Genomic DNA, 25,036 nt, shown 5'->3' on the forward strand with positions numbered 1-25,036 from the left:
CCCCCTTTTTCGGCTGGCCGTTCGCGCGCTGTTTTCATGAAACTTATCGTAAAAGTCTTCCCCGAGATCACCATCAAAAGCCGACCTGTCCGGACGAAATTCATCCGCCAGCTGGCCAAGAACATCCGCGCCGTGCTCCGTGATCTGGACCCGGCCGTGGTGGTGAATGGCGTGTGGGACAATCTCGAGCTGGAAACCCGCGTTACCGACGCCAAAGCCTTGAAAGAGATGGGCGAGCGCCTGACCTGCATGCCGGGTATCGCGCACTTTCTGCAGATCGACGAGTACCCGCTGGGCGACTTTGACGACATCACCGAAAAGTGCAAACAGCACTACGGCGATGCGCTGGCCGGAAAGATTTTCTCGGTGCGCTGCAAGCGTGCGGGCAAGCATGCGTTCAGCTCGATGGACGTGGAAAAATACGTCGGCAGCAAGCTGCGTCGCGAGTGCGGTGCAGCCGGAATCGACCTCAAAGCGCCGGAAATCGAAGTTCGTATCGAAGTTCGCGACAAACGGTTGTTCGTGATTCACAGCCAGCATGACGGCATCGGCGGCTACCCGCTCGGTGCTCTGGAGCAGACGCTGGTGCTGATGTCCGGCGGCTTCGACTCGACTGTGGCGGCTTACCAGATCATGCGTCGCGGCCTGATGGCGCACTTCTGCTTCTTCAACCTCGGCGGGCGTGCCCACGAATTGGGCGTGATGGAAGTCGCGCACTTCATCTGGAAGAAGTACGGCAGCTCGCAACGCGTGCTATTTGTCAGTGTGCCGTTCGAGGAAGTGCTGGGCGAAATTCTCGGCAAAGTCGATAACAGTCATATGGGCGTGGTTTTGAAGCGTATGATGTTGCGCGCCTCGTCCGAGATCGCCGAACGCCTGCACATCGATGCGCTGGTGACCGGTGAAGCGATCTCCCAGGTGTCGAGCCAGACGCTGCCGAATCTGTCGGTGATCGACTGCGTGACCGACAAGCTGGTGCTGCGGCCGCTGATCGTCGCGCACAAGCAGGACATCATCGACACGGCCAACGAGATCGGCACCGCCGATTTCGCCCGACACATGCCGGAATACTGCGGCGTGATTTCGGTCAACCCGAAGACCGCCGCCAAACGCGGTCGGGTTGAGCACGAAGAGAAAGAATTCGACATGGCGGTGCTCGAGCGTGCGCTCGCCAACGCCAAACTGGTACCGATCGATCGGGTGATCGACGAATTGGGCCAGGATCTGCAGATTGAAGAAGTCAGCGAAGCGCTGGCCGGTCAGATCGTGATCGACATCCGTCACCCGGATGCCGCCGAGGATGACCCGCTGGAACTCGCCGGCATAGAGGTACAGACGATGCCGTTCTATGCAGTGAACGCACGTTTCAAGGAACTGGATCCTACTCGCCAGTACCTGCTGTATTGCGACAAAGGCGTGATGAGTCGCCTGCATGCCCACCATTTGCTCAGTGAGGGACATGCCAATGTGCGCGTTTATCGACCGAGCTAAGTGCCCGGGGCTGTTTGCCTGTGGCCTGCGTCACCGGCCCCCCGACACCGCCGTCAAGCTGTAACGGCCATGCCGGACACTACTGCTAATCGCTGCCATGACTTGTCAGCAAACCGAATCCTCTGATCGAGATACACAAGTGATCGAAAATCTACGTAACATCGCCATCATTGCCCACGTTGACCACGGTAAAACCACCCTGGTAGACAAACTCCTGCGTCAATCCGGCACCCTGGAGCGCAACGAGCTCAACGACGAGCGCGTGATGGACTCCAACGACCAGGAAAAAGAACGCGGTATTACCATTCTGGCGAAAAACACCGCCATCAACTGGAACGGCTACCACATCAACATCGTGGACACCCCGGGCCACGCCGACTTCGGCGGCGAAGTTGAACGTGTAATGTCGATGGTCGACTCCGTTCTGCTGCTGGTTGACGCTCAAGACGGCCCTATGCCGCAAACCCGTTTCGTGACCAAGAAGGCTTTCGAAGCCGGCCTGCGTCCAATCGTGGTGATCAACAAGGTTGACCGTCCAGGCGCGCGTCCGGACTGGGTTCTGGATCAGATCTTCGACCTGTTCGACAACCTCGGTGCTACCGAAGAACAACTGGACTTCCAGGTTGTTTACGCGTCGGCCCTGAACGGTATTGCCGGTCTGGATCACACCGCCATGGCGGAAGACATGACTCCGCTGTATCAGGCAGTTGTCGACCACGTTCCGCCTCCGGCTGTTGACCGTGATGGTCCGTTCCAGATGCAGATCTCCGCACTGGACTACAACAGCTTCCTGGGTGTTATCGGTGTTGGCCGTATCGCTCGCGGTCGCGTCAAGCCGAACACCCCGGTTGTCGCTATCAGCGCCGACGGCAAGCGTCGCAACGGTCGTATCCTGAAGTTGATGGGTCACCACGGTCTGCACCGCATTGACGTTGAAGAAGCAGCAGCCGGCGACATCGTCTGCATCAGCGGCTTCGACGAGCTGTTCATCTCCGACACTCTGTGCGATATCAACACCGTCGAGGCGATGAAGCCGCTGACCGTTGACGAGCCAACCGTTTCCATGACCTTCCAGGTCAACGACTCGCCATTCTGCGGTAAAGAAGGCAAGTTCGTGACCTCCCGTAACATCAAGGATCGTCTGGACAAAGAGCTGCTGTACAACGTTGCACTGCGCGTTGAAGAAGGCGACTCTGCTGACAAGTTCAAGGTTTCCGGCCGTGGTGAGCTGCACCTCTCGGTACTGATCGAAACCATGCGTCGCGAAGGCTTCGAGCTGGCCTTGGGCCGTCCTGAAGTGATCATCCGTGAAGTTGACGGCGTGAAGCAGGAACCGTTCGAAAACGTCACCATCGACATCCCTGAAGAATCCCAGGGCAAGGTCATGGAAGAGATGGGTCTGCGTAAGGGCGACCTGAGCAACATGGTGCCGGATGGCAAGGGCCGTGTGCGTCTGGAATACAACATCCCTGCTCGCGGTCTGATCGGTTTCCGTAACCAGTTCCTGACCCTGACCAACGGTGCTGGCATCCTGACCTCGATCTTCGACCGTTACGCTCCAGTGAAGTCGGGCCACATGTCCGGCCGTCAGAACGGCGTTCTGGTTTCGGTTGAAACTGGCAAGGCGCTGACCTACTCGCTGGAAACCCTGCAGGCTCGTGGCAAGCTGTTCGTAGAACACGGCCAGGAGATCTACAACGGTCAGATCGTTGGTCAGAACAGCCGCGACAACGACTTGGGTGTGAACCCGACCAAAGGCAAGAAGCTCGACAACATGCGTGCGTCGGGTAAAGACGAAACCATCGCCCTGGTTCCACCTGTTCGCTTCACTCTGGAACAGGCTCTGGAATACATCCAGGAAGACGAGCTGTGCGAAGTCACGCCGAAGTCCATCCGTCTTCGCAAGAAGATCCTGGACGAAAGCGAGCGTACCCGCGCTGCCAAGAAAGCCAAGGCGTAATTCAGCCCTGGCATAAAAAACGCCCCCGGTCGCGAGACCGGGGGCGTTTTTGTTTGTCCGCAATTCAAGGCAAAAAAAGATCGCAGCCTTCGGCAGCTCCTACAGGGATACGCATCCCCCTGTAGGAGCTGCCGAAGGCTGCGATCTTTTGATCTTCAGAATTTCTCGATCGACCGCGAATTCTGCACCCGTTCGACTTGCTTCGGCTTGTACGCGCAATACCCCGGCCGCGGGCCGATTTTCGGGTGGTTGCGGCAGGTGTCCGGGCGCTTGTCATAAATGGTGCACAGGCGGCTTTTACGATCGAGGTAATAGCAGTCGTTGTTGCTCATGCGCTGCAGGGTGAAGATCCCCGATTTCTGATTGAAGCGCTCGACCAGACCTTCCTTCTGCAGCCGTTTGGCGATGTTCTTCGGCGGGTCGCCCAGTTCGAACTCGTCGACCACACCGATGCGCACCAGATCCTTGATCTTCACTTCGACCGGCAGCGTGCAGCAGCTGGAGATGCACGAGCCGCACATCGGCGCCGAGTATTTGGCCCACGTATCGAGACGATCAATCTCGGCGGCGGCGATCAGGTTGGGCTTCATCATCGGGGGTTACCAGGCGTGTGTGCATCAGGGCGCGCGATCATACCGGGACGGCTGCAATTTTGAACAACCTTTCGCCGGATTTTTTCTCGATGAGTGCATTTTGCCCGGTGACACGGCACGGCCCCTGCATTCACTCGTTCATCCGTCAAGGTAATGCCGGGCTGCGCACAGTCTCGGGAAATACTGCCGAACCAGAGCCATTACCGTCGGTCAGACCGTCTAGGCTCAGACAATTCCCGCTCGCTCGAGGTCCTGTTAATGACTCAAGAACCACTAGTTCGAGAAGCAGAGGTGGCCGCATTTCGCGACGCCGTCCTGACCAAACTCACCTACGCCGTGGGCAAAGACCCCGATCACGCTTTCGACCATGACTGGTTCGAGGCCATCGCCCTGGCTGCGCGTGATCATATGGTCGAACACTGGATGGACCACACTCGGCAGATTTACCGCAAAGGCCAGAAGCGCGTTTATTACCTCTCGCTGGAATTTCTCATCGGCCGCCTGCTGTACGACAGCCTGAGCAACCTCGGTCTGCTCGACGTCGCTCGTGAAGCATTGACTGAACTGGGTGTCGATCTGGAGCGCATCCGCCTGCTCGAACCCGACGCGGCGCTCGGCAACGGCGGTCTCGGTCGTCTCGCAGCGTGTTTCATGGAAAGCATGTCGACCCTCGGCATTGCCGGCCATGGCTACGGTATTCGTTACGAGCATGGCTTGTTCCGTCAGGCGATTGTCGACGGCTGGCAGCAGGAGCAGACCGAACACTGGCTGGATTTCGGCAACCCGTGGGAATTCGAACGGCCGGAAGTGGTGTATCCGATCGGTTTTGGCGGCAGCGTCGAAACCGTGACCGATGCCAACGGCAAGACTCGCCAGGTCTGGTCGCCGGCGGAAACCGTACGTGCGATCGCCTATGACACGCCGGTGGTCGGCTGGCGCGGGGCAAGCGTCAACACCCTGCGGTTGTGGCGTGCCCGCGCCATGGAAGACCTGCATCTGGAGCGCTTCAACGCTGGTGACCACTTGGGCGCAGTGGCTGAAGTGGCCCGCGCCGAAAGCATCTCCCGCGTGCTCTATCCAGCCGACAGCACCGAGGCCGGGCAAGAGCTGCGCCTGCGTCAGGAATACTTCTTCGTCGCCGCCTCGCTGCAGGATCTGCTGCGCCGTCACCGCAATATGCACACTTCGGTGCTGACCCTCGGCGATCACGCGGCGATTCAGCTCAACGACACCCACCCCTCGATCGCCGTCGCCGAACTGATGCGGCAACTGGTCGACGTTTACGACGTCGCGTGGGACGCCGCATGGCAAGTCACCGTCGACACCCTGTCGTACACCAACCACACGCTGCTGCCCGAAGCGCTGGAAACCTGGCCGGTCGGCCTGATGGAACGCATGCTGCCTCGGCACATGCAGATCATTTACCTGATCAACGCCCAGCACATCGATTCGCTGCGGGCCAAGGGCATTCACGACTTCGACGTGCTGCGCGCGGTGTCGCTGATCGAAGAGGACAATGGTCGCCGTGTGCGCATGGGCAACCTCGCGTTCCTCGGTTCGCACAGCGTCAACGGCGTGTCCGGTCTACACACGCAACTGATGCGCAAGACGGTGTTCGCCGAACTGCACAAGCTCTATCCGGAGCGGATCAACAACAAAACCAACGGCATCACCTTCCGCCGCTGGCTGTATCAGGCCAACCCGGAACTGACTTCGATGCTGGTCGATGCCCTCGGCCCGGACGTGCTCGACAACCCTGAAGAACGCCTGCTCGACCTTGAACCGTTCGCCGAGAAAACCGCGTTCCGCAAAGCCTTCGCCGAGCAACGTTTGCACAGCAAGAAGGCGCTGGCCTATCTGATTCACGAGCGCCTGGGGATCGCGGTCAACCCGGCGGCGATGTTCGACGTGCAGGTCAAACGGATCCACGAGTACAAACGCCAGTTGCTCAATCTGCTGCACACGGTGGCGCTGTATCAGGCAATTCGCGCCGAACCGGAAGTCGACTGGGTGCCGCGGGTGAAAATCTTCGCCGGTAAAGCAGCGGCGAGTTATCACCAGGCCAAACTGATCATCAAGCTGACCAACGACATCGCCCGGGTGGTGAACAACGACCCGACCGTGCGTGGCCTGCTGAAAGTGGTATTCCTGCCCAACTACAACGTCAGCCTGGCCGAAAGCATCATCCCGGCGGCGGACTTGTCCGAGCAGATCTCCACCGCCGGCTTCGAAGCGTCGGGTACCAGCAATATGAAATTCGGCCTCAACGGGGCGCTGACCATCGGCACCCTTGACGGGGCCAACGTGGAGATGTGCGAGCGCGTCGGCGCCGAGCACATGTTCATCTTCGGCCTCAGCGCTCAACAGGTCGAAGCGCGTAAACAGAACCACGAGTTCAGCGCCGTGCCCGACATCGCCGCGTCCCATCGTTTGAACGATGTGCTGCAAGCGATTCGCAGCGGTGTGTTTTCGCCGGACGACACCTCGCGCTACACCGGGCTGATCGATTCTTTGATCGACTACGACCGCTTCCTGGTCTGCGCCGACTTCGATTCGTACTGGGAAGCGCAGAAACGGGTTGATACGCACTGGCATGATTCGCAGAACTGGTGGCGTTCGGCGGTGCTCAACACCTCACGGATGGGCTGGTTCTCCTCGGACCGGACGATTCGCGAGTACGCCACGGATATCTGGAAAGCGCTGGAGTAACTTTGCGCCTGGCTCGATATAATCGGCGCGCCGGAAAAGATCGCAGCCTGCGGTAGCTCCTACACAAAGTGTTCGCACAAACCTTTGTAGGAGCTGCCGCAGGCTGCGATCTTTTTGCGACAGGCTGCGCTAATCTTCCCGGATTGGCCTTTGCGCTCAGGGATATCGACCATGCAATGGATGTTCATGTTGATCGGGCTGGTGCTCGGTGGACTGCTCGACGAGTCGTTCAGTGGCGCGCTGTTGGGCGCGCTGCTGGGGCTGGTCATCGGCCAGACGATTCGTATCGCGCGTCTTGCTGCACAGGCGACGGAGCAACAGCGCCAACTCGAACAGGTGCGCGCAGCCTTGCAAGGCGTGGCTCAACGCCTGCTGGAACTGGAGGAATCACCCTCGCATGCGCCGACACCGCCCGGCGCGGAACCTGTTGCCCAGCCGGTCGTCGCACCGGTCGATGTCGCCGATCAGCCCGCAACTCCAGAACTTGTCTGGGAGCTGCCTCCCGAACTGGAACCGATTCCTGTCGCTGCCCGCCAAACCAGTCAGCCGCTGCCAGCGGATGTCTGGCGTGCCGAACCAGTCCCTGTTGAACCACCCAAAAAACCTGCCGAACCCCGTGGCCCGAATCTGATCGAGCGTGGCATCCGTGCGGCGCGCAATTGGCTGTTCGGTGGCAACACCGTGCTGCGCGTTGGTGTGGTGCTGCTGTTTTTCGGTCTGGCTTTCCTGCTGCGTTACGCCACTGAAGGCATGGTGGTACCGATCGAATTGCGTTACGCCGGCGTCGCGGCAGCGGCATTGGCCCTGCTTGCGCTGGGTTGGTGGCTGCGCCGACGCAACAGCAACTACGCGTTGATGCTGCAAGGCACCGGGATCGCGGTGCTGTACCTGACGGTGTTTGCGGCGATGCGGCTGCACCCGTTGCTCGATCCTTCTGCCGCGCTGGGCCTGCTGGTCGCAGTCACGGTGTTCTCGGCGATTCTGGCGATTACCCAGGATGCGCTGGGGCTGGCGGCAGCGGCGGCCCTGGGCGGTTTCGCCGCGCCGATCCTGACCTCTACCGGTGAAGGCAACCATGTCGCGCTGTTCAGTTATTTCGCCTTGCTCAACGCCGGCATTCTCGCCATCGCGTGGTTCAAGGCCTGGCGCCTGCTCAACCTGATCGGCTTCGTCGGCACCTTCGGCATCGGTTTCGCCTGGGGCTTGCGTTCCTACACGCCGGAACTGTTGTGGAGCACCGAACCGTTTCTGATTTTGTACTTCGTGATGTACCTCGCCATCGGCCTGTTGTTCGCCCGACGCAAATTGCGCGACATGCCGGATGCCCCGGCGGATGGAGATCGTGAGGCGCTGCTGCACTGGTCGGCGCGCAAGGGGGATTATGCCGACGGCACGATGCTGTTCGGCCCGCCGATCATTGGCTTCGGTTTGCAGTTCGCGCTGGTCCAGCATCTGGAATTCGCGGCGGCGTTCAGTGCCCTGGCGCTGGGCATGATCTACATGGCGCTGGCCAAAGCGCTGATGGGCGGGCGCGCGGTGCTGCTGGGCGAAACGTGCCTGGCGCTGGGGGTGATCTTTGCCAGTCTCGCGATTCCGCTGGGGCTCGACGCGCGCTGGACGTCAGCGGCGTGGGCCGTGGAAGGCGCGGGGATTTTCTGGCTGGGCCTGCGTCAGCATCGACCGTTCGCCCGAGCCTTTGCCTTGCTGCTGCAACTGGGTTCGGCGCTGGCGTTCCTCGGCCAGTTGCAGGTCGGCGAAAGCAGCTTGCTCGACGGTGCTCCGCTTGGCGCGCTGATGCTTGGCGCGGCGCTGCTGTTCAGCTTCCATCAACTGCGCAAGGCTGCGTCTGAACAGACATCGCCATGGGAAAGGCAAGTCCTGCCGGTGCTGGCATGCCTGGGCCTGACTTTCCTCTATCTGCTGGCACCGTTGTTCCTGTTTATTCAAGGCACGGCGATCAGTTGGGCCTTGGCCGGTTTGGTGACGTTGTTGGTTGGGCTGCGCATTCAATCGCGCACGTTCCTGTTCACCGCGTTCGCCGTGCAACTGCTGGGCGGCGCGTTGTTTCTGTTGCGCCTGCAAAGTGCGGGGGAGGATTCGGCGGCAGTGTTCAGCGCAGGCTGGAGCGGGTTGCTCAGTGCATCCCTGATCGGTCTGGCGTTGATCGCCGGCATGCTGCTGGCGGCTCGCGATGAGATGGTGCGCGCCGATGTGCGCTTGCTGCGCGGTTTGTCGGTGGTGTTGCTGGCCGGGCTGGCGCTGATCAATCTGGCAGTGTTGTTCGTCTTGCCCTGGCAAACCGCGAGTGCGGTGTGGGCGGCCAGCGGCTTGCTGATCATCTGGCTGAGCCTGTACCTGCAGCAGCGCCTGAGTTTTGTCTTCGGGCTATTGTTGCAGGTGATCGGCGGCGCAGCGTTTTTGCTCGCCGGTCCCGAATTGCTCGGGTCGCTGTCCAGCGAAGGGCTGAAGCCGTTGGCCCATGGCGGATTCTGGACGCCACTGGTACTGGGGCTGGCCGCGCTGATCGGCGCGTGGCGGTTGCAATTGGGCAACCATCCAACTGCTTTTGATGCCTTTAGTTTGCAGCGCTTGTCGCAGGTGCTACTGGTGTGGGGCGCCGGTTGGTGGACGCTGGCGTGGGGCAGCGAAATCGTGCGTTTCGCCTCACCGAACCTGCAAGGCACGTTGTTGCTGCTGATCGCTGCGATCAGTGTGGCGCTGTGGACAGTGTTGTCGTTGCGCCTGAAATGGCCGGCGCTGGGGTTGCTGTGCACTTTGCAGATTCCGGCGGCGGCGTTGGTGTTGCTCGGCGCATGGCATTCGCGTTATCACCCGGCCGCCGACTTCGGCTGGCTGGCGTGGCCGGCGCTGTTCGCGGTGCACTTCTTCAGCCTGCGCCGTCTGGCGTCGATGCTGCCGATGCGTGCCTTGAGTAGCGCTCATGTGCTCGGTTGCTGGCTGCTGATTGGCGTGCTGGCGCTGGAATTGCGTTACGGCCTGCTGCAGTTGTCCGAGCAATACAACGCCTGGCGCTGGCTGGGCTGGGCTATTCTGCCGAGTCTGTATCTATTGTTGATGGCTGCGCCGCGTACCTGGGCCTGGCCGATCGCTGCGTTTGCCCGCGAGTACCGCTTGTATGCGGCGGCACCGCTGGCAGTGTTGATGCTGGCGTGGTTCTGGCTGGCCAATGGCGTCAGCGATGGCAACGCCGAGCCTTTGCCTTACGTGCCACTGCTCAACCCGCTGGAACTGGGTCTGCTGTTCGCGCTTTTCGGGGTTTACGTGTGGTCGCGCACTGCGGTTGCACAAGTGTCGATTCGTCAGAACTCCGCCGATTACGCCACGCAATTGATCGCCGGCATTTCGCTGTTCGCCTTCTGCACCGCGCTGGTCACCCGCGCTGCGCACCATTGGGCCGGCATCCCGTTCGAGCTCGATCAATTGCTCGCCTCGATGCTGGTGCAGGCCGGGTTGTCGATCGTCTGGACGCTGATGGCGCTGGGGCTGATGATCGGTGGCCATCTGCGTCATCGTCGCGAAGTGTGGCTGATTGGCGCGGCACTGATTGCGCTGGTGGTGGCCAAACTGATTTTTGTCGAACTGAGCAACCGTGGCGGCCTCGCCCGGATCGTCTCGTTTATCGGCGTCGGCGTGCTGCTGCTGGTGGTGGGCTACTTCGCGCCGCTACCACCGAAACGTGTCGAGGCTGAACCGGCAGCGGACAAACCCGCGCCGGAAACCGAAGGAGTTGCATCTTGAGTCGCATGCTGAATCTGGGGTGGTTGGCGCTGGGCGTGGTGATGGTCGCCGGCGCGCAGGAAAAACCGGCGGACTTTGCCTCGCAGGTGCCATTGTCGGTGAGCGGCAACGGCCCGTGGTATCGCCTCGACTTGCCGCTGAGCGCGCAATTGCAGGCGCGCCAGACCGATCTCAGCGACTTGCGTGTGTTCAATGCCGCCGGCGAAGCGCAGGCTTACGCTTTGGCTCGCGAGTCGGCGCAGACCCGCGACGATGGCAAGTTGCACCAGGTGAAGTGGTTCCCGCTGTACAACGCCGCCGACGCCAGCGAGCGCGCACCCAACGTGCGCGTGCAGTCGACCACCAATGGCACGCTGGTCGAAGTGCAGCCGTCCTCGCAACTGGAGGCGGGCGAAGAAGTGCTGCGCGGCTGGCTGCTCGATGCCAGCGCGATCAAGGCGCCGTTGCAGCAATTGATCCTCGACTGGACCAGCGAGCGCGACGGTTTCCAGCGCTTCAGCATTGAAGCCAGCGACGACCTGCAGCACTGGCAGGCATGGGGCGAAGGCCAGGTTGCGCGGCTGACTTTTTCCGATGAGCGCATCGAACAGCACGAAGTGACCTTGCCAGGGCAGACCGCGCGCTATGTGCGATTGCTGTGGGAGTCGCCGGGCTCGGCGCCGATCCTGACTTCGGCGCAATTGAAAAGCAGCGACCCGCGCAACCTGCCGCTGCCGTTGGTCTGGTCGCCGAGCGTGGCCGGCAGCAGTACCAAGTCCGGAGAATATATCTGGCAGTTGCCGATGGGGCTGAATGTCGAGCGGGTGCAGATTGCGCTGAAGCAGCCGAACAGCCTGGCACCAGTCACCCTGGCCGGCCGCCGCGACAGCAGTTTGCCGTGGCAGACGTTGAGCAGTGGCTTGCTGTATCGCCTGACGCAGAACAGTCAGGACTTGGTGCAGAATGAAATCCCGCTTTCCGGACAGACCGTGCAGCAACTCAAGCTGACCGTGGATGAGCGCGGCGGTGGTCTGGGTGAGCAAGCGCCGGATATGAAATACGCGGTGCGCGCCACGCAAGTGATTTTCCTCGCCCGGGGCGAAGGGCCGTACAGCCTGGCGTTGGGCAATCCGAGTGTGAAGACAGCGAATCTGCCGCTGACGACGCTGATTCCGGATTTCAAACCGGAAAAGCTGGCGACCCTGGGCAAGGCGACAGTGCAGAGCGCAGCGGCAGTGACGCAGACCTCGACAGCGACAACGGCTGCGGTGGCCGAGACCAATTGGAACAAGATCGGCTTGTGGGCGGTGTTGTTGCTCAGTGTGGTGTTTCTCGGAGCGATGGCATTCAGTCTGTTGCGCAAACCGCCTGCCAATACCTGAGCATGGCCGGCGCTGCGCGCCTTCGCGAGCAAGCTCGCTCCCACACAGGATTTGTGAACGACGCAGATCCAATGTGGGAGCGAGCTTGCTCGCGAAGGCGGTTTATCAATCAATACATATCCCAAGCCAGTCACCTTCGCCCGATTACGGACTACGCTCAATCCGACACCTGAACTCTCCACCGACAATCACGTCTCATACAGGCAACTACACCCAGGCGCACGTTAGCCGGCGTCTTCGCTCGCTAGGTTTTCAGACTCCCTGTAAACTGCGCGGGTTTTCAGCCCCCCCATTCCACCGGAGCCGTCCATGTCCCGCGTTACCTTGAGTCGCTATTTGATTGAGCAGACCCGCAGCAACAACACTCCTGCCGATCTGCGCTTTTTGATCGAAGTGGTGGCGCGTGCCTGCAAGGAGATCAGCCACGCCGTATCCAAAGGCGCCCTGGGTGGTGTTCTGGGCAGCATGGGCACCGAGAACGTGCAAGGCGAAGTGCAGAAGAAACTCGACGTGCTGTCGAACGAAATCCTGCTCGAAGCCAACGAATGGGGTGGTCACCTGGCTGGCATGGCGTCCGAAGAAATGGACAACGCCTACCAGATCCCGGGCAAATACCCGAAAGGCGCCTACCTGCTGGTGTTTGACCCACTGGACGGCTCGTCGAACATCGACATCAACGCCCCGGTCGGCACCATTTTCTCGGTATTGCGTTGCCCGAACGAATACCTGAGCCAGAACGAGCCGCTGAACGAAAAAGCTTTCTTGCAACCAGGCACCCAGCAAGTGGCCGCCGGTTACGCCATCTACGGCCCGCAGACCATGCTGGTGCTGACCCTGGGCGACGGCGTCAAAGGCTTCACGCTGGACCGCGAAATGGGCAGCTTCGTCCTCACCCACGAAGACATCACCATTCCTGAAACCACTCAGGAATTCGCCATCAACATGTCCAACCAGCGTCATTGGGAAGCCCCCGTGCAGCGCTACGTCGGCGAGCTGCTGGCTGGCGAAGAAGGCCCGTTGAAGAAGAACTACAACATGCGCTGGGTCGCGGCGATGGTCGCCGACGTGCACCGCATCCTGACCCGTGGCGGTCTGTTCATGTACCCGCGCGACAGCCGCGAGCCGTCGAAACCGGGCAAGCTGCGTCTGATGTACGAAGCCAACCCTATGTCGTTCCTTGTCGAACAGGCGGGCGGCGCGTCCACCGACGGCCACCAGCGCATTCTCGACATTCAGCCTGAAGGCCTGCACCAGCGCGTGGCAGTGTTCCTCGGCTCGAAAGAAGAAGTCGCTCGCGCCACGGCCTACCACAAGGAATAACCATGCACGCGCCCTGGCAGCCGTTGCTCGACTGGTGGTTCGGACACGCCGAATCAGCGAACGCAGTAGCGGCGCAAAAGGGCAAGTTGTGGTTCGGTAAGCGAAAAAGCCAGGACCTCGAAGCGCAGATGCGTTTCGGGGTCTTTGTCGATCAGGCCCTGGCCGGCGAACTGACCGAGTGGACGCAACGTCCCGAAGGTTGGCTGGCGGTGGTGCTGTTGCTCGATCAACTGCCGCGCATGATCTATCGCGACACCCCCAAGGCCTTTTCCGGCGATTTACGTGCGCAGAGGCTCGTCGCACAAGGCATTGCGGCGGATTTTGATCAGCAACTGAAGCCGATTCAACGGGTGTTCATTTACCTGGTGTTCGAACACTGCGAAAACCTGGCGGTGCAAAACGAGGCCGTATCGCGGTTCATGGCGCTGGTGGCTGAGCAGCCGGAGGCGGAGCGTGCGGTGTTCGCCGACAATCTGGATTACGCCGAAAGGCATCAGAAGGTGATTGCGCGGTTTGGCCGGTTTCCGCATCGCAATGCGGTGTTGGGGCGGGAGTCTACGGCGCAGGAGCTGGTATTTCTCGATCAGCCTGGATCACGGTTCTAAATCAAGGATTGCCTCGTAGAAGCCGTTTCATCAACAATGCCGGTAGGCTTTTTCGCGTATCGACAATGATATGGATGAAAACCGTTTTTTCTCGCACCTCATAAATAATCCGGTTCCTTCCCAAAACAATCTGGCGGTATTGGCCGAGATTGAGCTTCTCGATTTCTTCGGGGATTGAGCCTGAATAAGGCAGCTCTGCGAGGCCGAGAATCGCAGTTTTGAGATCGGCATAAGTGTTTTGCCAAATTCGGAATGAGAACTGTCTGACGAGGCAGGAGCGAAGTTCTTTGAGATCTGCTTGTGCGGACTGAAGAATAACGACCTTCAAACTCATTGATGATCGGCCTTGTCCATTTCGGCAAAGACGTCTTCAGCATCACTGTATTTGCCTTCCTCAATCTCCCGATTACCCATCGCCAACAGTTTCAACAAGGCCATCGTGCCTTCTTGCTCTTCAAAGCTTTTCACATCCATAACCACTAGCTTGGCTTCACCGTTTTGAGTGATTACCAGCGGCTCGCGGCTTTCTGTGATTGATTTGACGATTTCGGCCGTGTGACTTTTCAGGTAACTGATGGGTTTGATTTGCGATGACAGCTTCATGGTTGAGTCCCGCTAAATTGAATGGGACTGAGTTTAGTCTTAATTCAGTCCAGCGTCAGGGCGGGCTGACCAAGCGTATTCAATTCAAAACGTTTTCATCTCCAATGCCGCTTTCGCGAGCAGGCTCGCTCCCACAGGACTTCGTGGTGCACACAGAATGTGTAAACACCGAAGATGCCTGTGGGAGCGAGCCTGCTCGCGAAGGGGCCTGAGGCCGCAGCTTAGATCCTGAAGCTGCCGACCAGATGTTTCAACCGCGCCGCCTGCTGCTCAAGATCCGAACACGCGCGCAACGTCGCCTGCAAGTTTTCCACACCTTCCTGATTGAGCGTGTTGATCTCATTGATATCAACGTTGATCGACTCGACCACTGCGGTCTGTTCCTCGGTCGCGGTAGCCACCGACTGGTTCATCCCATCGATTTCGCCGATGCGCTGAGTCACGCTGCCCAGGCGCTCGCCGGCCTGGTTGGCGATGCCGACGGTGCTTTCGCTTTCGCGCTGGCTCTCGGTCATGATGCTGACCGCCTGACGCGCGCCGATTTGCAGTTCTTCGATCATCTTCTGCACTTGCTGCGCCGAATCCTGAGTGCGGTGCGCGAGGTTGCGCACTTCGTCGGCGACTACGGCGAAACCGCGCCCGGCTTCCCCGGCACGCGCCGCTTCAATCGCCGCGTTGAGCGCGAGCAGGTTGGTCTGCTGGGAAATGCTGGTGATCACTTCGAGAATCTGGCCGATGTTCACCGTGTTGCTGTTCAGGGTTTCGATGTTGCCGCAGGAGTCACTGATTTTCGCCGACAGCTGTTGCATGGCCTGAATGGTTTTATCCACTACCTGCTGACCGTCGACCGCCAGGCTGCGTGCATCGCTGGAATGCTGCGAGGCGAGGGCGGCGTTCTGGGCGATTTCCTGGGCGGCGGCGCCGAGCTGATTGATCGCAGCGGCAACGCTGTTGGTACGGCTGGCCTGTTGATCGGAGTTGTACATCGACGAATTCGAAGCGGCGACCACGCGCAGGGCGACTTCGTTGACCTGACCGGTGGCCGAAGACACTTCGCGGATCGAGGTGTGGATGCGCTCGACGAAGTGGTTGAACGAAGTGCCCAGTGCGCCGAATTCGTCGTTGCCGTGAATCACCAGACGTTTGGTCAAATCGCCTTCGCCCTCGGCGATGTCATGCATGGCACGACCCATGGTCAGCAGCGGTTGCATCAGCACGCGGATAAGCATGCCGAGCAAGCCGATGATGATCAGTACGGCGATGATCATGGCAATCAGCGCCGAGGTGCGGAATTCGCTGAGCATCGAGAACGCGGTGTCTTTATCGAGCACCAGTGCCACATACCAGTCGGCCGACGGCACGCCGTTGACGCGGGTGAAGGAAATCAACTGGGTCTTGCCGTCGAACTCGACCTCTTTCAGGCCCGGGCTGACTTTAGGCGCACCGTTCGGATACGCCTCGGCGAGGGTTTTGAGCACCAGTTTGCTGTCCGGATGGATCAGGATCTTGCCTTCGGCGCTGACGATGAACGCGTGACCGTGGCCACCGAAGCTCAGCGAGTTGATGATCGCGCTGACACTGCTCAGGTCGATGTCGGCACCCGCGACGCCAAGCATCTGCCCCTGACGCTGTACCGGGGTGGCCACGGTGATCACCAGTTTGCCCGACGAAGCGGCGATGTACGGCTCGGTAACGATGGTCTGTTGCGCGCTGTTCGCCGCTTTGTACCAGCCACGGGCGCGCGGGTCGTAGTCCGGCGCGCGGTTGCCGGCCGGTACGGAGAACATCACGCCGTCGGCGCCGCCGAAGTAGCTGAGCTGGAAATTGCCGGTGTAGGCGGGCAGGTCAATGATGCGCTTGAGGCTGGCGGGCGCGTTGCCGTCGACAGCGACCTGTTGCGACAGGGACTGCAGCAGTTGAATGCGGCTTTCCAGCCAGGTCTGGATGTTGCTGGTGGTCAGGCTGCCAAGCTCCTGCATCGTCGCTTCGGTACTGCTGCTCAAGGCCTGACGCTGGCGATAGTCGTTGAACAAAATGAAACAGGCGAACGCAACGGCCACCACCAGGGCGGCAGCCAGCAGGATCTTGTGGCTGAATTTCATGTTTTTGGTCATCGAATGAACTACCGCGAAGGGGCTGGTCAAGAAAGGGCGGCAATTTGCCATATTCGGCAGCGTTGCGCTGCTCTTATTTCGACCGCGCCGCGCCAAAGATTAGGCGCTTGAGAGGAAAGTCGACGAAATGCTCGATAGCGTCACAACGTTCTTGATTTATCGGCAAAAGCCAGACGGGCGGGCTAATAAATAGGCGTCCGGCCACGGAACCAGATGACACTTTTCTCTTCTAAGCTTCTGGTTGGCACCATGCCATCCCCCCTCGTTCCAGGAGTTACACCATGTCGCTGCGATCTATCGCCCTGCTGTCGTTTTGCGTGCTGTTGGCCGCATGCAGCAAGGTCAATCAGGAAAACTACTCCAAGCTCTCGGCCGGCATGGCCAAGTCCGAAGTGGAAACCCTCCTCGGCAAGCCCACCGATTGCTCGGGCGCGCTCGGTATGTCCAGCTGCACCTGGGGCGACAAGAACAGCTTTATCAGCGTGCAATACGCCGGTGACAAAGTGCTGATGTTTTCCGGCCAAGGCCTGAAGTAAACCGGGGCCTCGCGCCCACGGAGATAAAAATGAAGCGGTTATTGCTGATCCTTTTTGCTGGCCTGGTACTGGCCGGCTGCGCCACTTCCGGCGTCGACCCGTTGGCGCCGAAGACCGTCAACAGCGTCAATCTCAAGCGTTATCAGGGCACCTGGTATGAACTGGCACGCTTGCCGATGTATTTCCAGCGCCACTGCGCGCAATCCGAAGCCCATTACACCCTCAAGCCTGACGGTAACGTCGGCGTGCTCAACCGCTGCCTGACTCCGGACTGGCAGTGGGAAGAGGCCAAGGGTACGGCTTATCCACAAGTGCCGGGCAAGACCGACAAGCTCTGGGTCGAATTCGATAACTGGTTCTCGCGCCTGATTCCCGGTGTGGCCAAGGGCGAGTATTGGGTGTTGTACCTCAGCGATGATTACAAGACCGCGATCGTTGGCGATCCGAGTCGCAAGTACCTGTGGCTGTTGTCACGCACGCCGACCGTCAATGGCGTAGTGCGCGAAGAACTGCTGAGCAAGGCGCGTCAGCAGGGGTACGACACCACGCGACTGATCTGGCGCGCGTCGGATCGGCAGATGGCCAAGACGTCTAATTAAGTCTCGATACAAATCAAATGTGGGAGCGAGCCTGCTCGCGAAGAGGGTGTGTCAGTCGACATGAATATTGACTGATGCACCGCTTTCGCGAGCAGGCTCGCTCCCACAGTTTGTTTTGTGTCAGCCTAAAAGATCGCGCAGTACCTGGGTGAACGCTCCGGCGCTTTGCTCTTCCCCGGCATGCCGTCCATCCCTCACCACCCATTGACCGTTCACCAGCACATCGCGCACCTGGCGATCGCCGCCGGCGAACAACCAGCGATTCAGAATCCCGTCCCCCGAAGCTGTCGCCAGATACGGATCGGCACCATCCAGGACAATCCAGTCCGCACGCTTGCCCACCTCCAACGCCCCGATCGGCTGCCCCAGCGCCTGCGCGCCACCCTCCAGCGCTGCGTCATACAGCGTGCGTCCGACCATCGGCTGCTGCGCTCCATACAAGCGATTGCGCCGTTGATCGCGCAGGCGCTGGCCATATTCCAGCCAGCGCAGTTCTTCCACCACGCTCAGCGACACATGGCTGTCGGAACCAATTCCCATGCGCCCGCCCTGCGCGAGAAAATCCACCGCCGGGAAAATCCCGTCGCCCAGATTCGCTTCGGTGGTCAGGCACAGCCCGGCGATCGCGCGACTGTTGGCCATCAGCGTGACTTCTTCCGGATTGGCGTGGGTGGCGTGGACGAGGCACCAGCGCTGATCGACTTCGGTATTTTCATACAGCCATTGCAACGGACGCCGACCGCTCCAGCTCAGGCAGTCGTCGACTTCCTTTTGCTGTTCGGCGATGTGGATGTGCACCGGGCATTGTTGGTCGCTGGCGGCGAGCACTTCGCTGATCTGCTGCGGCGTGACTGCGCGCAACGAGTGGAAACACAAGCCCAGCGATTGCGCTTTTTGCTGCGCCAGTAAAGGCTGCAAGCGCGCTTGTAGATTAAGGTAGTTTTCAGTGCTGTTGATAAACCGGCGCTGGCCGTCGTTGGGCGTCTGCCCACCGAAACCGGAATGGCTGTAGAGCACCGGCAGCAGGGTCAGGCCGATTCCGCTTTCGCTGGCGGCCTGACTGATGCGCAACGCCAGCTCGGCCGGGTCGGCATAGGGCTGGCCGTTGCTGTCGTGGTGCACGTAGTGAAATTCGGCGACCGAGGTGTAACCGGCCTTGAGCATTTCGATGTACAGCTGACGGGCGATGATGCCGAGCTGGTCGGGACTGATTTTTCCGACCAGGCGGTACATCAGATCGCGCCAGGTCCAGAAACTGTCGTTGGGATTGCCGGCCACTTCCGCGAGACCGGCCATGGCCCGCTGGAAGGCGTGGGAGTGCAGATTGGGCATTCCCGGCAGCACCGGCCCGCTCAGCCGTTCGGCACCGTCTGCGGTGGAATCGGCCTGGATTCGGGTCAACAGGCCGTCGGCGCTGACCTCAAGACATACGTTATTGGCCCATCCGTTAGGCAGCAGTGCGCGTTCGGCAAAGAAGGCGGACATGGTTCGGCACCCCATCGTGTGTTATTTGTATATACATATACAGACGTTTGCCTGCCCGGTAAACTCCGGCAAGCTAGTCACTTTCATCCAATGAACAGGGATCAACCGTGCCGACTCCGCCTCCAGTCTCTCCGTTGGCCGCGAACATGGGCGACAGTCCGGCGCCTTTGTACGCCCGCGTCAAACAGATGATCACCCAGCAGATCGACAGCGGTAACTGGCCGCCGCACTACCGCGTGCCATCAGAAAGCGAACTGGTCAGCCAGCTCGGCTTCAGCCGCATGACCATCAATCGCGCCCTGCGAGAGATGACCGCCGATGGCCTGCTGGTGCGCATGCAAGGCGTCGGCACGTTTGTCGCCGAACCGAAGAGCCAGTCCGCGCTGTTCGAAGTGCACAACATCGCCGACGAAATCGCCTCGCGCGGCCACCGCCACACCTGCCAGGTGATCACCCTGGAGGAAGAGGCCGCCGGCTCCGAGCGCGCGCTGGCGCTGGACATGCGTGAAGGACAGAAGGTGTTTCATTCGTTGATCGTGCATTACGAAAACGATATTCCAGTGCAAATCGAAGACCGTTTCGTCAATGCCCTGGTCGCGCCGGAATACCTCAAGCAGGATTTCACCCTGCAAACTCCTTATGCCTATCTCAATCAGGTCGCGCCGCTGACCGAGGGCGAGCACGTGGTCGAGGCGATCCTCGCCGAACCGTCCGAGTGCAAGTTGCTGCAGATCGAAAAGGGCGAACCGTGCCTGTTGATTCGCCGCCGCACATGGTCGGGGCGTCAGCCGGTGACCGCAGCTCGCCTGATCCATCCCGGTTCGCGTCATCGTCTGGAAGGACGGTTCCATAAATGAACTATGAATTGAAGGTTCTACGCGCCGAGGGCTACCCGCGCATGCCGTGGAAGAACGGCGGCGGCAGCACCGAAGAAATCACCCGTGATGCGGGCGCTGGTCTGGACGGTTTTGGCTGGCGTCTGTCGATTGCCGATATCGCCGAGTCGGGCGGTTTCTCGACGTTCGCGGGCTACCAGCGGGTGATCACCGTGTTGCAGGGCGACGGCATGACCCTGTGCGTCGACGGTGACGATAGCCGCCCACTGTTACCCCTCGACCCGTTTGCTTTCAACGGCGAAAGTCGGGTGTCCTGCACGCTGCTCGGCGGTGCAATTCGTGACTTCAATCTGATCTACGCGCCGCAGCGTTACAGCGCGCGGTTGCAGTGGCTGGACGGTGCGCAGCGGTTTTTCAGCTCGGCGGGGACGGTACTGGTGTTCAGTGTCAGTGAATCGCTGCAGGTGCAGGTCGGTAGCCGCGTTTCGCAACTGGGCCGCCATGATTGTCTGCAACTGGACGCAAACAACGGCTTGGTCGAAGTTTCTACCAATGCCGCTTGCTGCGTAATCGAACTTCTCCAGAACTGAATACACTTCTGTGGCGAGGGAGCTTGCTCCCGCTGGAGGCCGAAGGACTCCCAACGCCAGTCGACACCGATTTTGGGGCCGCTTCGCAGCCCAGCGGGAGCAAGCTCCCTCGCCACAATGGCGTCGCAGCCCTGTTCCCCAAAGCGCACCAGCTTGTTACCGAACGCCCCAGCAAGGCGCAAAGCCACGCTTTCGTAACAACCCCTCAGAACCTCAATCTCCCCTCGAAAAAAGATTCATCCACGCCAGAACCCTTGTTTCAGGCGCTCTCCAGCCCTGTCCGCCATTTTTCTTGAGCAACCCTTCAGCAAGTTGGCCGCTTGATTGCATATGCTTGTATGTACAAGTAAAGACGTATGCGTATGAGTCGTCCGAGACTCTCCGCAGCGTCCACTGATTCGCTTGTCGCGCAGCGAAGCGCGCAGGCTGCTGCCCACTGCCAGGGTTGGTTTGAATTGATCGCTGAGGAGTCTTTTTCGTGACTGACAATACCCAGAACAGCAACAAGTTTCGTGACGTACAGATCCGCGCCGCACGCGGTAACACGTTGACAGCCAAGAGCTGGCTGACCGAAGCGCCGCTGCGCATGTTGATGAACAACCTCGACCCGGAAGTTGCCGAGAACCCGAAGGAGCTGGTGGTCTACGGTGGCATCGGCCGCGCCGCGCGGAACTGGCAGTGCTACGACAAGATCGTCGAGAGCCTGACCAACCTGAACGACGACGAAACCCTGCTGGTGCAGTCGGGCAAGCCGGTCGGTGTGTTCAAAACCCACGCCAACGCCCCGCGCGTGCTGATCGCTAACTCCAACCTGGTGCCGCACTGGGCGAGCTGGGAACACTTCAACGAACTCGACGCTAAAGGCTTGGCCATGTACGGCCAGATGACCGCCGGCAGCTGGATCTACATCGGCAGTCAGGGCATCGTCCAGGGCACCTACGAAACCTTCGTCGAAGCCGGACGCCAGCATTACAACGCTGACCTCAAAGGTCGCTGGGTGCTGACCGCGGGCCTCGGCGGCATGGGCGGCGCGCAACCGTTGGCCGCCACCCTGGCCGGCGCCTGCTCGCTGAACATCGAATGCCAACAGGTCAGCATCGATTTCCGCCTGAAAAGCCGTTACGTCGACGAACAGGCCAAAGACCTCGACGACGCCCTGGCGCGCATCGACAAGTACACCAGGGAAGGCAAAGCGATCTCCATCGCCTTGCTCGGCAACGCTGCCGAAATTCTCCCGGAACTGGTCAGGCGCGGTGTACGCCCGGACATGGTCACCGACCAGACCAGCGCCCACGACCCGCTCAACGGTTACCTGCCGGCCGGCTGGAGCTGGGACGAATACCGCGCCCGCGCCAAGACTGAACCTGCAGCTGTGATCAAAGCCGCCAAGCAGTCGATGGCCGTGCACGTCAAGGCGATGCTGGAATTCCAGAAGCAAGGCATCCCGACCTTCGACTACGGCAACAACATCCGTCAGATGGCCCAGGAAGAGGGCGTCGACAACGCCTTTGATTTCCCGGGTTTCGTGCCGGCCTACATCCGTCCGCTGTTCTGCCGCGGCATCGGCCCGTTCCGTTGGGCGGCGCTGTCGGGTGATCCGCAGGACATCTTTAAAACCGACGCCAAGGTCAAAGAACTGATCCCGGACGACGCCCATCTGCACAACTGGCTGGACATGGCTCGCGAGCGCATCAGCTTCCAGGGTCTGCCGGCGCGTATCTGCTGGGTCGGCCTGGGCCAGCGCGCCAAGTTGGGCCTGGCGTTCAACGAAATGGTGCGCAGCGGCGAATTGTCCGCCCCGATCGTGATCGGCCGTGACCACCTGGATTCCGGCTCCGTGGCCAGCCCCAACCGTGAAACCGAATCCATGCAGGACGGTTCCGACGCGGTCTCCGACTGGCCGCTGCTCAACGCCTTGCTCAACACCGCCAGCGGTGCGACCTGGGTTTCGCTGCACCACGGTGGTGGCGTCGGCATGGGCTTCTCCCAGCATTCGGGCATGGTGATTGTCTGCGACGGCACCGATGAAGCGGCCGAGCGCATTGCCCGCGTGCTGCACAACGATCCGGGTACTGGGGTGATGCGCCATGCTGATGCTGGCTACCAGATCGCGATTGATTGCGCCAAGGAACAGGGGCTGAACCTGCCGATGATCACCGGCAAGTAACCCCGGAGCCCATGTGGGAGCGAGCTTGCTCGCGATGAGGGCGTGTCAGTCGATGCAACAGGTACCGACCCACCGCCATCGCGAGCAAGCTCGCTCCCACAGGGATGAATTCCAGAGCAATCCACAGAGGTTGAACCATGGCTGTCAGTAGCACACGCGCAAGCAGCAAGCCGTTGATCGAGAAACGCTCGATCGACTACATCCCGGAAGCGGAGAGACACGGCCGATTGTTGAGCCAGTTCACCCTCTGGATGGGGGCCAACCTGCAAATCACGGCCATTGTCACCGGCGCATTGGCGGTGGTGCTGGGTGGTGATGTGTTCTGGTCGTTGATCGGTTTGCTGATCGGCCAACTGCTCGGCGGTGGTGTCATGGCGTTGCATGCCGCCCAAGGGCCCAAGCTCGGCCTGCCGCAGATGATTTCCAGCCGGGTGCAGTTTGGTGTGTATGGCGCGGTCATCCCGATCGTGCTGGTGTGCCTGATGTACCTGGGTTTCACCGCAACGGGAACCGTGCTTTCCGGCCAGGCGCTGGGCCAGTTGTTTGGCGTCAGCGACAGTGTCGGCATCCTCATCTTCGCCAGTGTCATCGTGCTGGTCACGGTGCTCGGTTATCGGGTGATTCACTTCATTGGCCGTGTCGCCAGCGTCATTGGGGTGATTGCCTTTGTTTACCTGTTCGCTCGCCTGATGAGCCAGACGGACGTTGGCGCACTCCTGCAAATCCGTCATTTCAGCTGGAGCAGTTTCCTGCTTGCGGTGTCGCTCGCGGCTTCCTGGCAGATCGCCTTCGGCCCCTACGTGGCGGACTATTCGCGTTACCTGCCGAGCAAGACGTCCTCGGTGAAAACCTTTTTTGCCGCAGGCGCCGGTTCAGTCATCGGCGCACAAGTGGCGATGATCCTCGGCGTGTTTGCCGCCGCCTCGGCCAATGGGCAGTTCGCGGGTCACGAAGTCGCCTACATCGTGGGCCTGGGTGGGACCGGTGCCACCGCTGCGTTGCTGTACTTCAGCATCGCGTTCGGCAAGGTCACTATCTCCACGCTGAACTCCTACGGCAGCTTCATGTGCATTGCGACCATCATCAGCGGTTTCCGTGGTCACCTGAACGTCACGCGCTTGCAGCGCCTGGTCTTCGTGCTGGTCATCGTCGGCGCGGCGACCCTGATCGCGCTGCTCGGTCAGCACTCATTCCTCGGTGCGTTCAAGTCTTTCATCCTGTTCTTGCTGGCGTTCTTTACGCCTTGGAGCGCGATCAACCTGGTGGACTACTACTGCATCACTCGCGAGCGCTATGACGTACCGGCACTGGCCGACCCGAACGGTCGCTACGGTCGCTGGAACGCCCTCGGTATCAGCGTCTATGTCTTCGGTGTACTGGTTCAACTGCCGTTCATCGCCACCAAGTTCTATACCGGCCCATTGGTGGAAGCCATGGGGGGTGTGGATATTTCCTGGATCATCGGCCTGGTGGTCCCGGCGGGGCTGTATTACGTCGCCGCCAAGAAGTGGCACAGCGCTGTACCCGACCAATTGATCCTGCCAATCGAGCGGGACGCGGTTGACGCACAACAACCGAGTAGGGCGGGCCGCATTCAAGCGGTCTGATGGGACGTTGACAGGGCTGGATGCCTCTTGACTGCCGTAAGCCAATTCACTGATTAGGAGCGTCACACAATGAAATCGAACAAGACCCTGCTGACCACATTGCTTTCCATGGGCCTGCTGGCCAGCGCCGGCGCCACACAAGCGGCGGGTTGGTGCGAGTCGGGTAAACCGGTGAAGTTCGCCGGCCTGAACTGGGAAAGCGGCATGCTGCTGACCGACGTCCTGCAAGTGGTGCTGGAAAAAGGCTACGGCTGCAAGACCGACAGCCTGCCAGGCAACTCCATCACCATGGAGAACGCCCTGAGCAGCAACGACATCCAGGTGTTTGCCGAAGAGTGGGTCGGCCGTAGCGAGGTTTGGAACAAGGCCGAGAAGGCCGGCAAAGTGGTCGGTGTCGGTGCGCCGGTGGTAGGCGCCATCGAAGGCTGGTATGTGCCGCGCTACGTGGTTGAAGGCGATGCCAAGCGCAAGCTCGAAGCCAAGGCACCAGGCCTGAAGAACATCGCCGATCTGGGCCAGTACGCCGCCGTGTTCAAGGATCCGGAAGAACCGTCCAAGGGCCGCTTCTACAACTGCCCGGCCGGCTGGACCTGCGAGCTGGACAACAGCGAAATGCTGAAAAGCTACGGCCTGGAAAACAGCTACACCAACTTCCGCCCGGGCACTGGTCCGGCGTTGGATGCGGCCGTGCTGTCGAGTTA

The 25,036-nt window shown here is 60.4% G+C and carries 19 protein-coding genes and 1 pseudogene; 14 read left to right on the top strand and 6 right to left on the bottom strand.

Annotated elements, in window-relative coordinates:
• Positions 1-36 precede the first annotated feature (36 nt).
• Together thiI and typA are read left to right on the top strand one after the other, a co-directional pair.
• On the top strand, positions 37-1,491 hold the full coding sequence (gene thiI, locus VNV36_RS12345; RefSeq protein WP_325717992.1) for a tRNA uracil 4-sulfurtransferase ThiI: 1,455 nt from the start codon (positions 37-39) through the stop codon (positions 1,489-1,491).
• A 139-nt stretch (positions 1,492-1,630) separates the two neighbouring features.
• Positions 1,631-3,451 (top strand): translational GTPase TypA, encoded by a 1,821-nt coding sequence (gene typA, locus VNV36_RS12350; protein WP_003220792.1) that lies wholly within the window; start codon positions 1,631-1,633, stop codon positions 3,449-3,451.
• 155 nt (positions 3,452-3,606) lie between these two features.
• On the opposite strand, the gene VNV36_RS12355 is transcribed toward typA, so the two are convergent.
• Positions 3,607-4,044, bottom strand: a complete 438-nt coding sequence (locus VNV36_RS12355; protein ID WP_325717993.1) for a YkgJ family cysteine cluster protein — start codon at positions 4,042-4,044, stop codon at positions 3,607-3,609.
• A 258-nt stretch (positions 4,045-4,302) separates the two neighbouring features.
• On the opposite strand from VNV36_RS12355, the gene VNV36_RS12360 reads away from it, so the two are divergent.
• The 5 genes from VNV36_RS12360 to VNV36_RS12380 all read left to right on the top strand — a co-directional run bounded on the left by VNV36_RS12360 (position 4,303) and on the right by VNV36_RS12380 (position 13,798).
• The gene (locus tag VNV36_RS12360) at positions 4,303-6,753 is read left to right on the top strand and encodes a glycogen/starch/alpha-glucan phosphorylase (RefSeq protein WP_325717994.1); all 2,451 of its coding nucleotides are present in this window, start codon (positions 4,303-4,305) and stop codon (positions 6,751-6,753) included.
• 171 nt (positions 6,754-6,924) lie between these two features.
• Positions 6,925-10,512 (top strand): DUF2339 domain-containing protein, encoded by a 3,588-nt coding sequence (locus VNV36_RS12365; RefSeq protein WP_325717995.1) that lies wholly within the window; start codon positions 6,925-6,927, stop codon positions 10,510-10,512.
• Positions 10,509-11,873, top strand: a complete 1,365-nt coding sequence (locus VNV36_RS12370; protein ID WP_325717996.1) for a DUF3999 domain-containing protein — start codon at positions 10,509-10,511, stop codon at positions 11,871-11,873. Before VNV36_RS12365 ends, VNV36_RS12370 begins: the two co-directional genes overlap by 4 nt.
• Before the next feature lie 309 nt (positions 11,874-12,182).
• A complete protein-coding gene (locus VNV36_RS12375; protein WP_039756611.1) occupies positions 12,183-13,193 on the top strand; it encodes a class 1 fructose-bisphosphatase in 1,011 nt (336 codons plus the stop codon).
• Between the two features lie 2 nt (positions 13,194-13,195).
• Complete coding sequence (locus tag VNV36_RS12380) at positions 13,196-13,798, top strand: DUF924 family protein (protein WP_325717997.1); 603 nt, start codon at positions 13,196-13,198, stop codon at positions 13,796-13,798.
• A 1-nt stretch (position 13,799) separates the two neighbouring features.
• On the opposite strand, the gene VNV36_RS12385 is transcribed toward VNV36_RS12380, so the two are convergent.
• From VNV36_RS12385 to VNV36_RS25785, 4 genes and pseudogenes are all read right to left on the bottom strand, one after another.
• On the bottom strand, positions 13,800-14,132 hold the full coding sequence (locus VNV36_RS12385; protein ID WP_325717998.1) for a type II toxin-antitoxin system RelE/ParE family toxin: 333 nt from the start codon (positions 14,130-14,132) through the stop codon (positions 13,800-13,802).
• Positions 14,129-14,401: a type II toxin-antitoxin system Phd/YefM family antitoxin gene (locus tag VNV36_RS12390; protein WP_325717999.1), complete on the bottom strand. Its 273-nt coding sequence runs from the start codon at positions 14,399-14,401 to the stop codon at positions 14,129-14,131. Before VNV36_RS12390 ends, VNV36_RS12385 begins: the two co-directional genes overlap by 4 nt.
• Positions 14,402-14,622: 221 nt before the next feature.
• On the bottom strand, positions 14,623-15,387 hold the full coding sequence (locus tag VNV36_RS25780) for a methyl-accepting chemotaxis protein (protein WP_414705508.1): 765 nt from the start codon (positions 15,385-15,387) through the stop codon (positions 14,623-14,625).
• A 93-nt stretch (positions 15,388-15,480) separates the two neighbouring features.
• Positions 15,481-16,566 (bottom strand): annotated as a pseudogene (locus tag VNV36_RS25785) (HAMP domain-containing protein); the annotation flags it as partial.
• A gap of 230 nt (positions 16,567-16,796) precedes the next feature.
• On the opposite strand from VNV36_RS25785, the gene VNV36_RS12400 reads away from it, so the two are divergent.
• Complete coding sequence (locus VNV36_RS12400) at positions 16,797-17,051, top strand: hypothetical protein (RefSeq protein ID WP_016772095.1); 255 nt, start codon at positions 16,797-16,799, stop codon at positions 17,049-17,051.
• A gap of 29 nt (positions 17,052-17,080) precedes the next feature.
• On the top strand, positions 17,081-17,650 hold the full coding sequence (locus VNV36_RS12405) for a lipocalin family protein (protein ID WP_325718001.1): 570 nt from the start codon (positions 17,081-17,083) through the stop codon (positions 17,648-17,650).
• 120 nt (positions 17,651-17,770) lie between these two features.
• Here the strand turns inward: VNV36_RS12405 and VNV36_RS12410 are convergent, their stop codons facing one another.
• The gene (locus tag VNV36_RS12410; protein ID WP_325718002.1) at positions 17,771-19,135 is read right to left on the bottom strand and encodes a formimidoylglutamate deiminase; all 1,365 of its coding nucleotides are present in this window, start codon (positions 19,133-19,135) and stop codon (positions 17,771-17,773) included.
• Positions 19,136-19,281: 146 nt separating this feature from the next.
• On the opposite strand from VNV36_RS12410, the gene hutC reads away from it, so the two are divergent.
• The 5 genes from hutC to VNV36_RS12435 all read left to right on the top strand — a co-directional run.
• Positions 19,282-19,992, top strand: coding sequence for a histidine utilization transcriptional repressor HutC (gene hutC / locus VNV36_RS12415; RefSeq protein ID WP_162803449.1), 711 nt, complete (start codon positions 19,282-19,284; stop codon positions 19,990-19,992).
• Entirely contained in the window at positions 19,989-20,561 is a 573-nt protein-coding gene (locus VNV36_RS12420; RefSeq protein WP_325718003.1) for a HutD/Ves family protein, read from the top strand. Before hutC ends, VNV36_RS12420 begins: the two co-directional genes overlap by 4 nt.
• 478 nt (positions 20,562-21,039) lie before the next feature.
• Positions 21,040-22,728, top strand: coding sequence for a urocanate hydratase (hutU, locus tag VNV36_RS12425; RefSeq protein ID WP_325718004.1), 1,689 nt, complete (start codon positions 21,040-21,042; stop codon positions 22,726-22,728).
• 137 nt (positions 22,729-22,865) lie between these two features.
• Entirely contained in the window at positions 22,866-24,335 is a 1,470-nt protein-coding gene (locus VNV36_RS12430; protein WP_325718005.1) for a purine-cytosine permease family protein, read from the top strand.
• 69 nt (positions 24,336-24,404) lie between these two features.
• Positions 24,405-25,036, top strand: a 632-nt coding sequence (locus VNV36_RS12435; RefSeq protein ID WP_325718006.1) for a glycine betaine ABC transporter substrate-binding protein, incomplete at its 3' end; no start/stop codon positions are given.

Origin of the sequence: Pseudomonas sp. (assembly GCF_035554175.1) — a bacterium.
Classification (GTDB): Bacteria; Pseudomonadota; Gammaproteobacteria; order Pseudomonadales; family Pseudomonadaceae; genus Aquipseudomonas.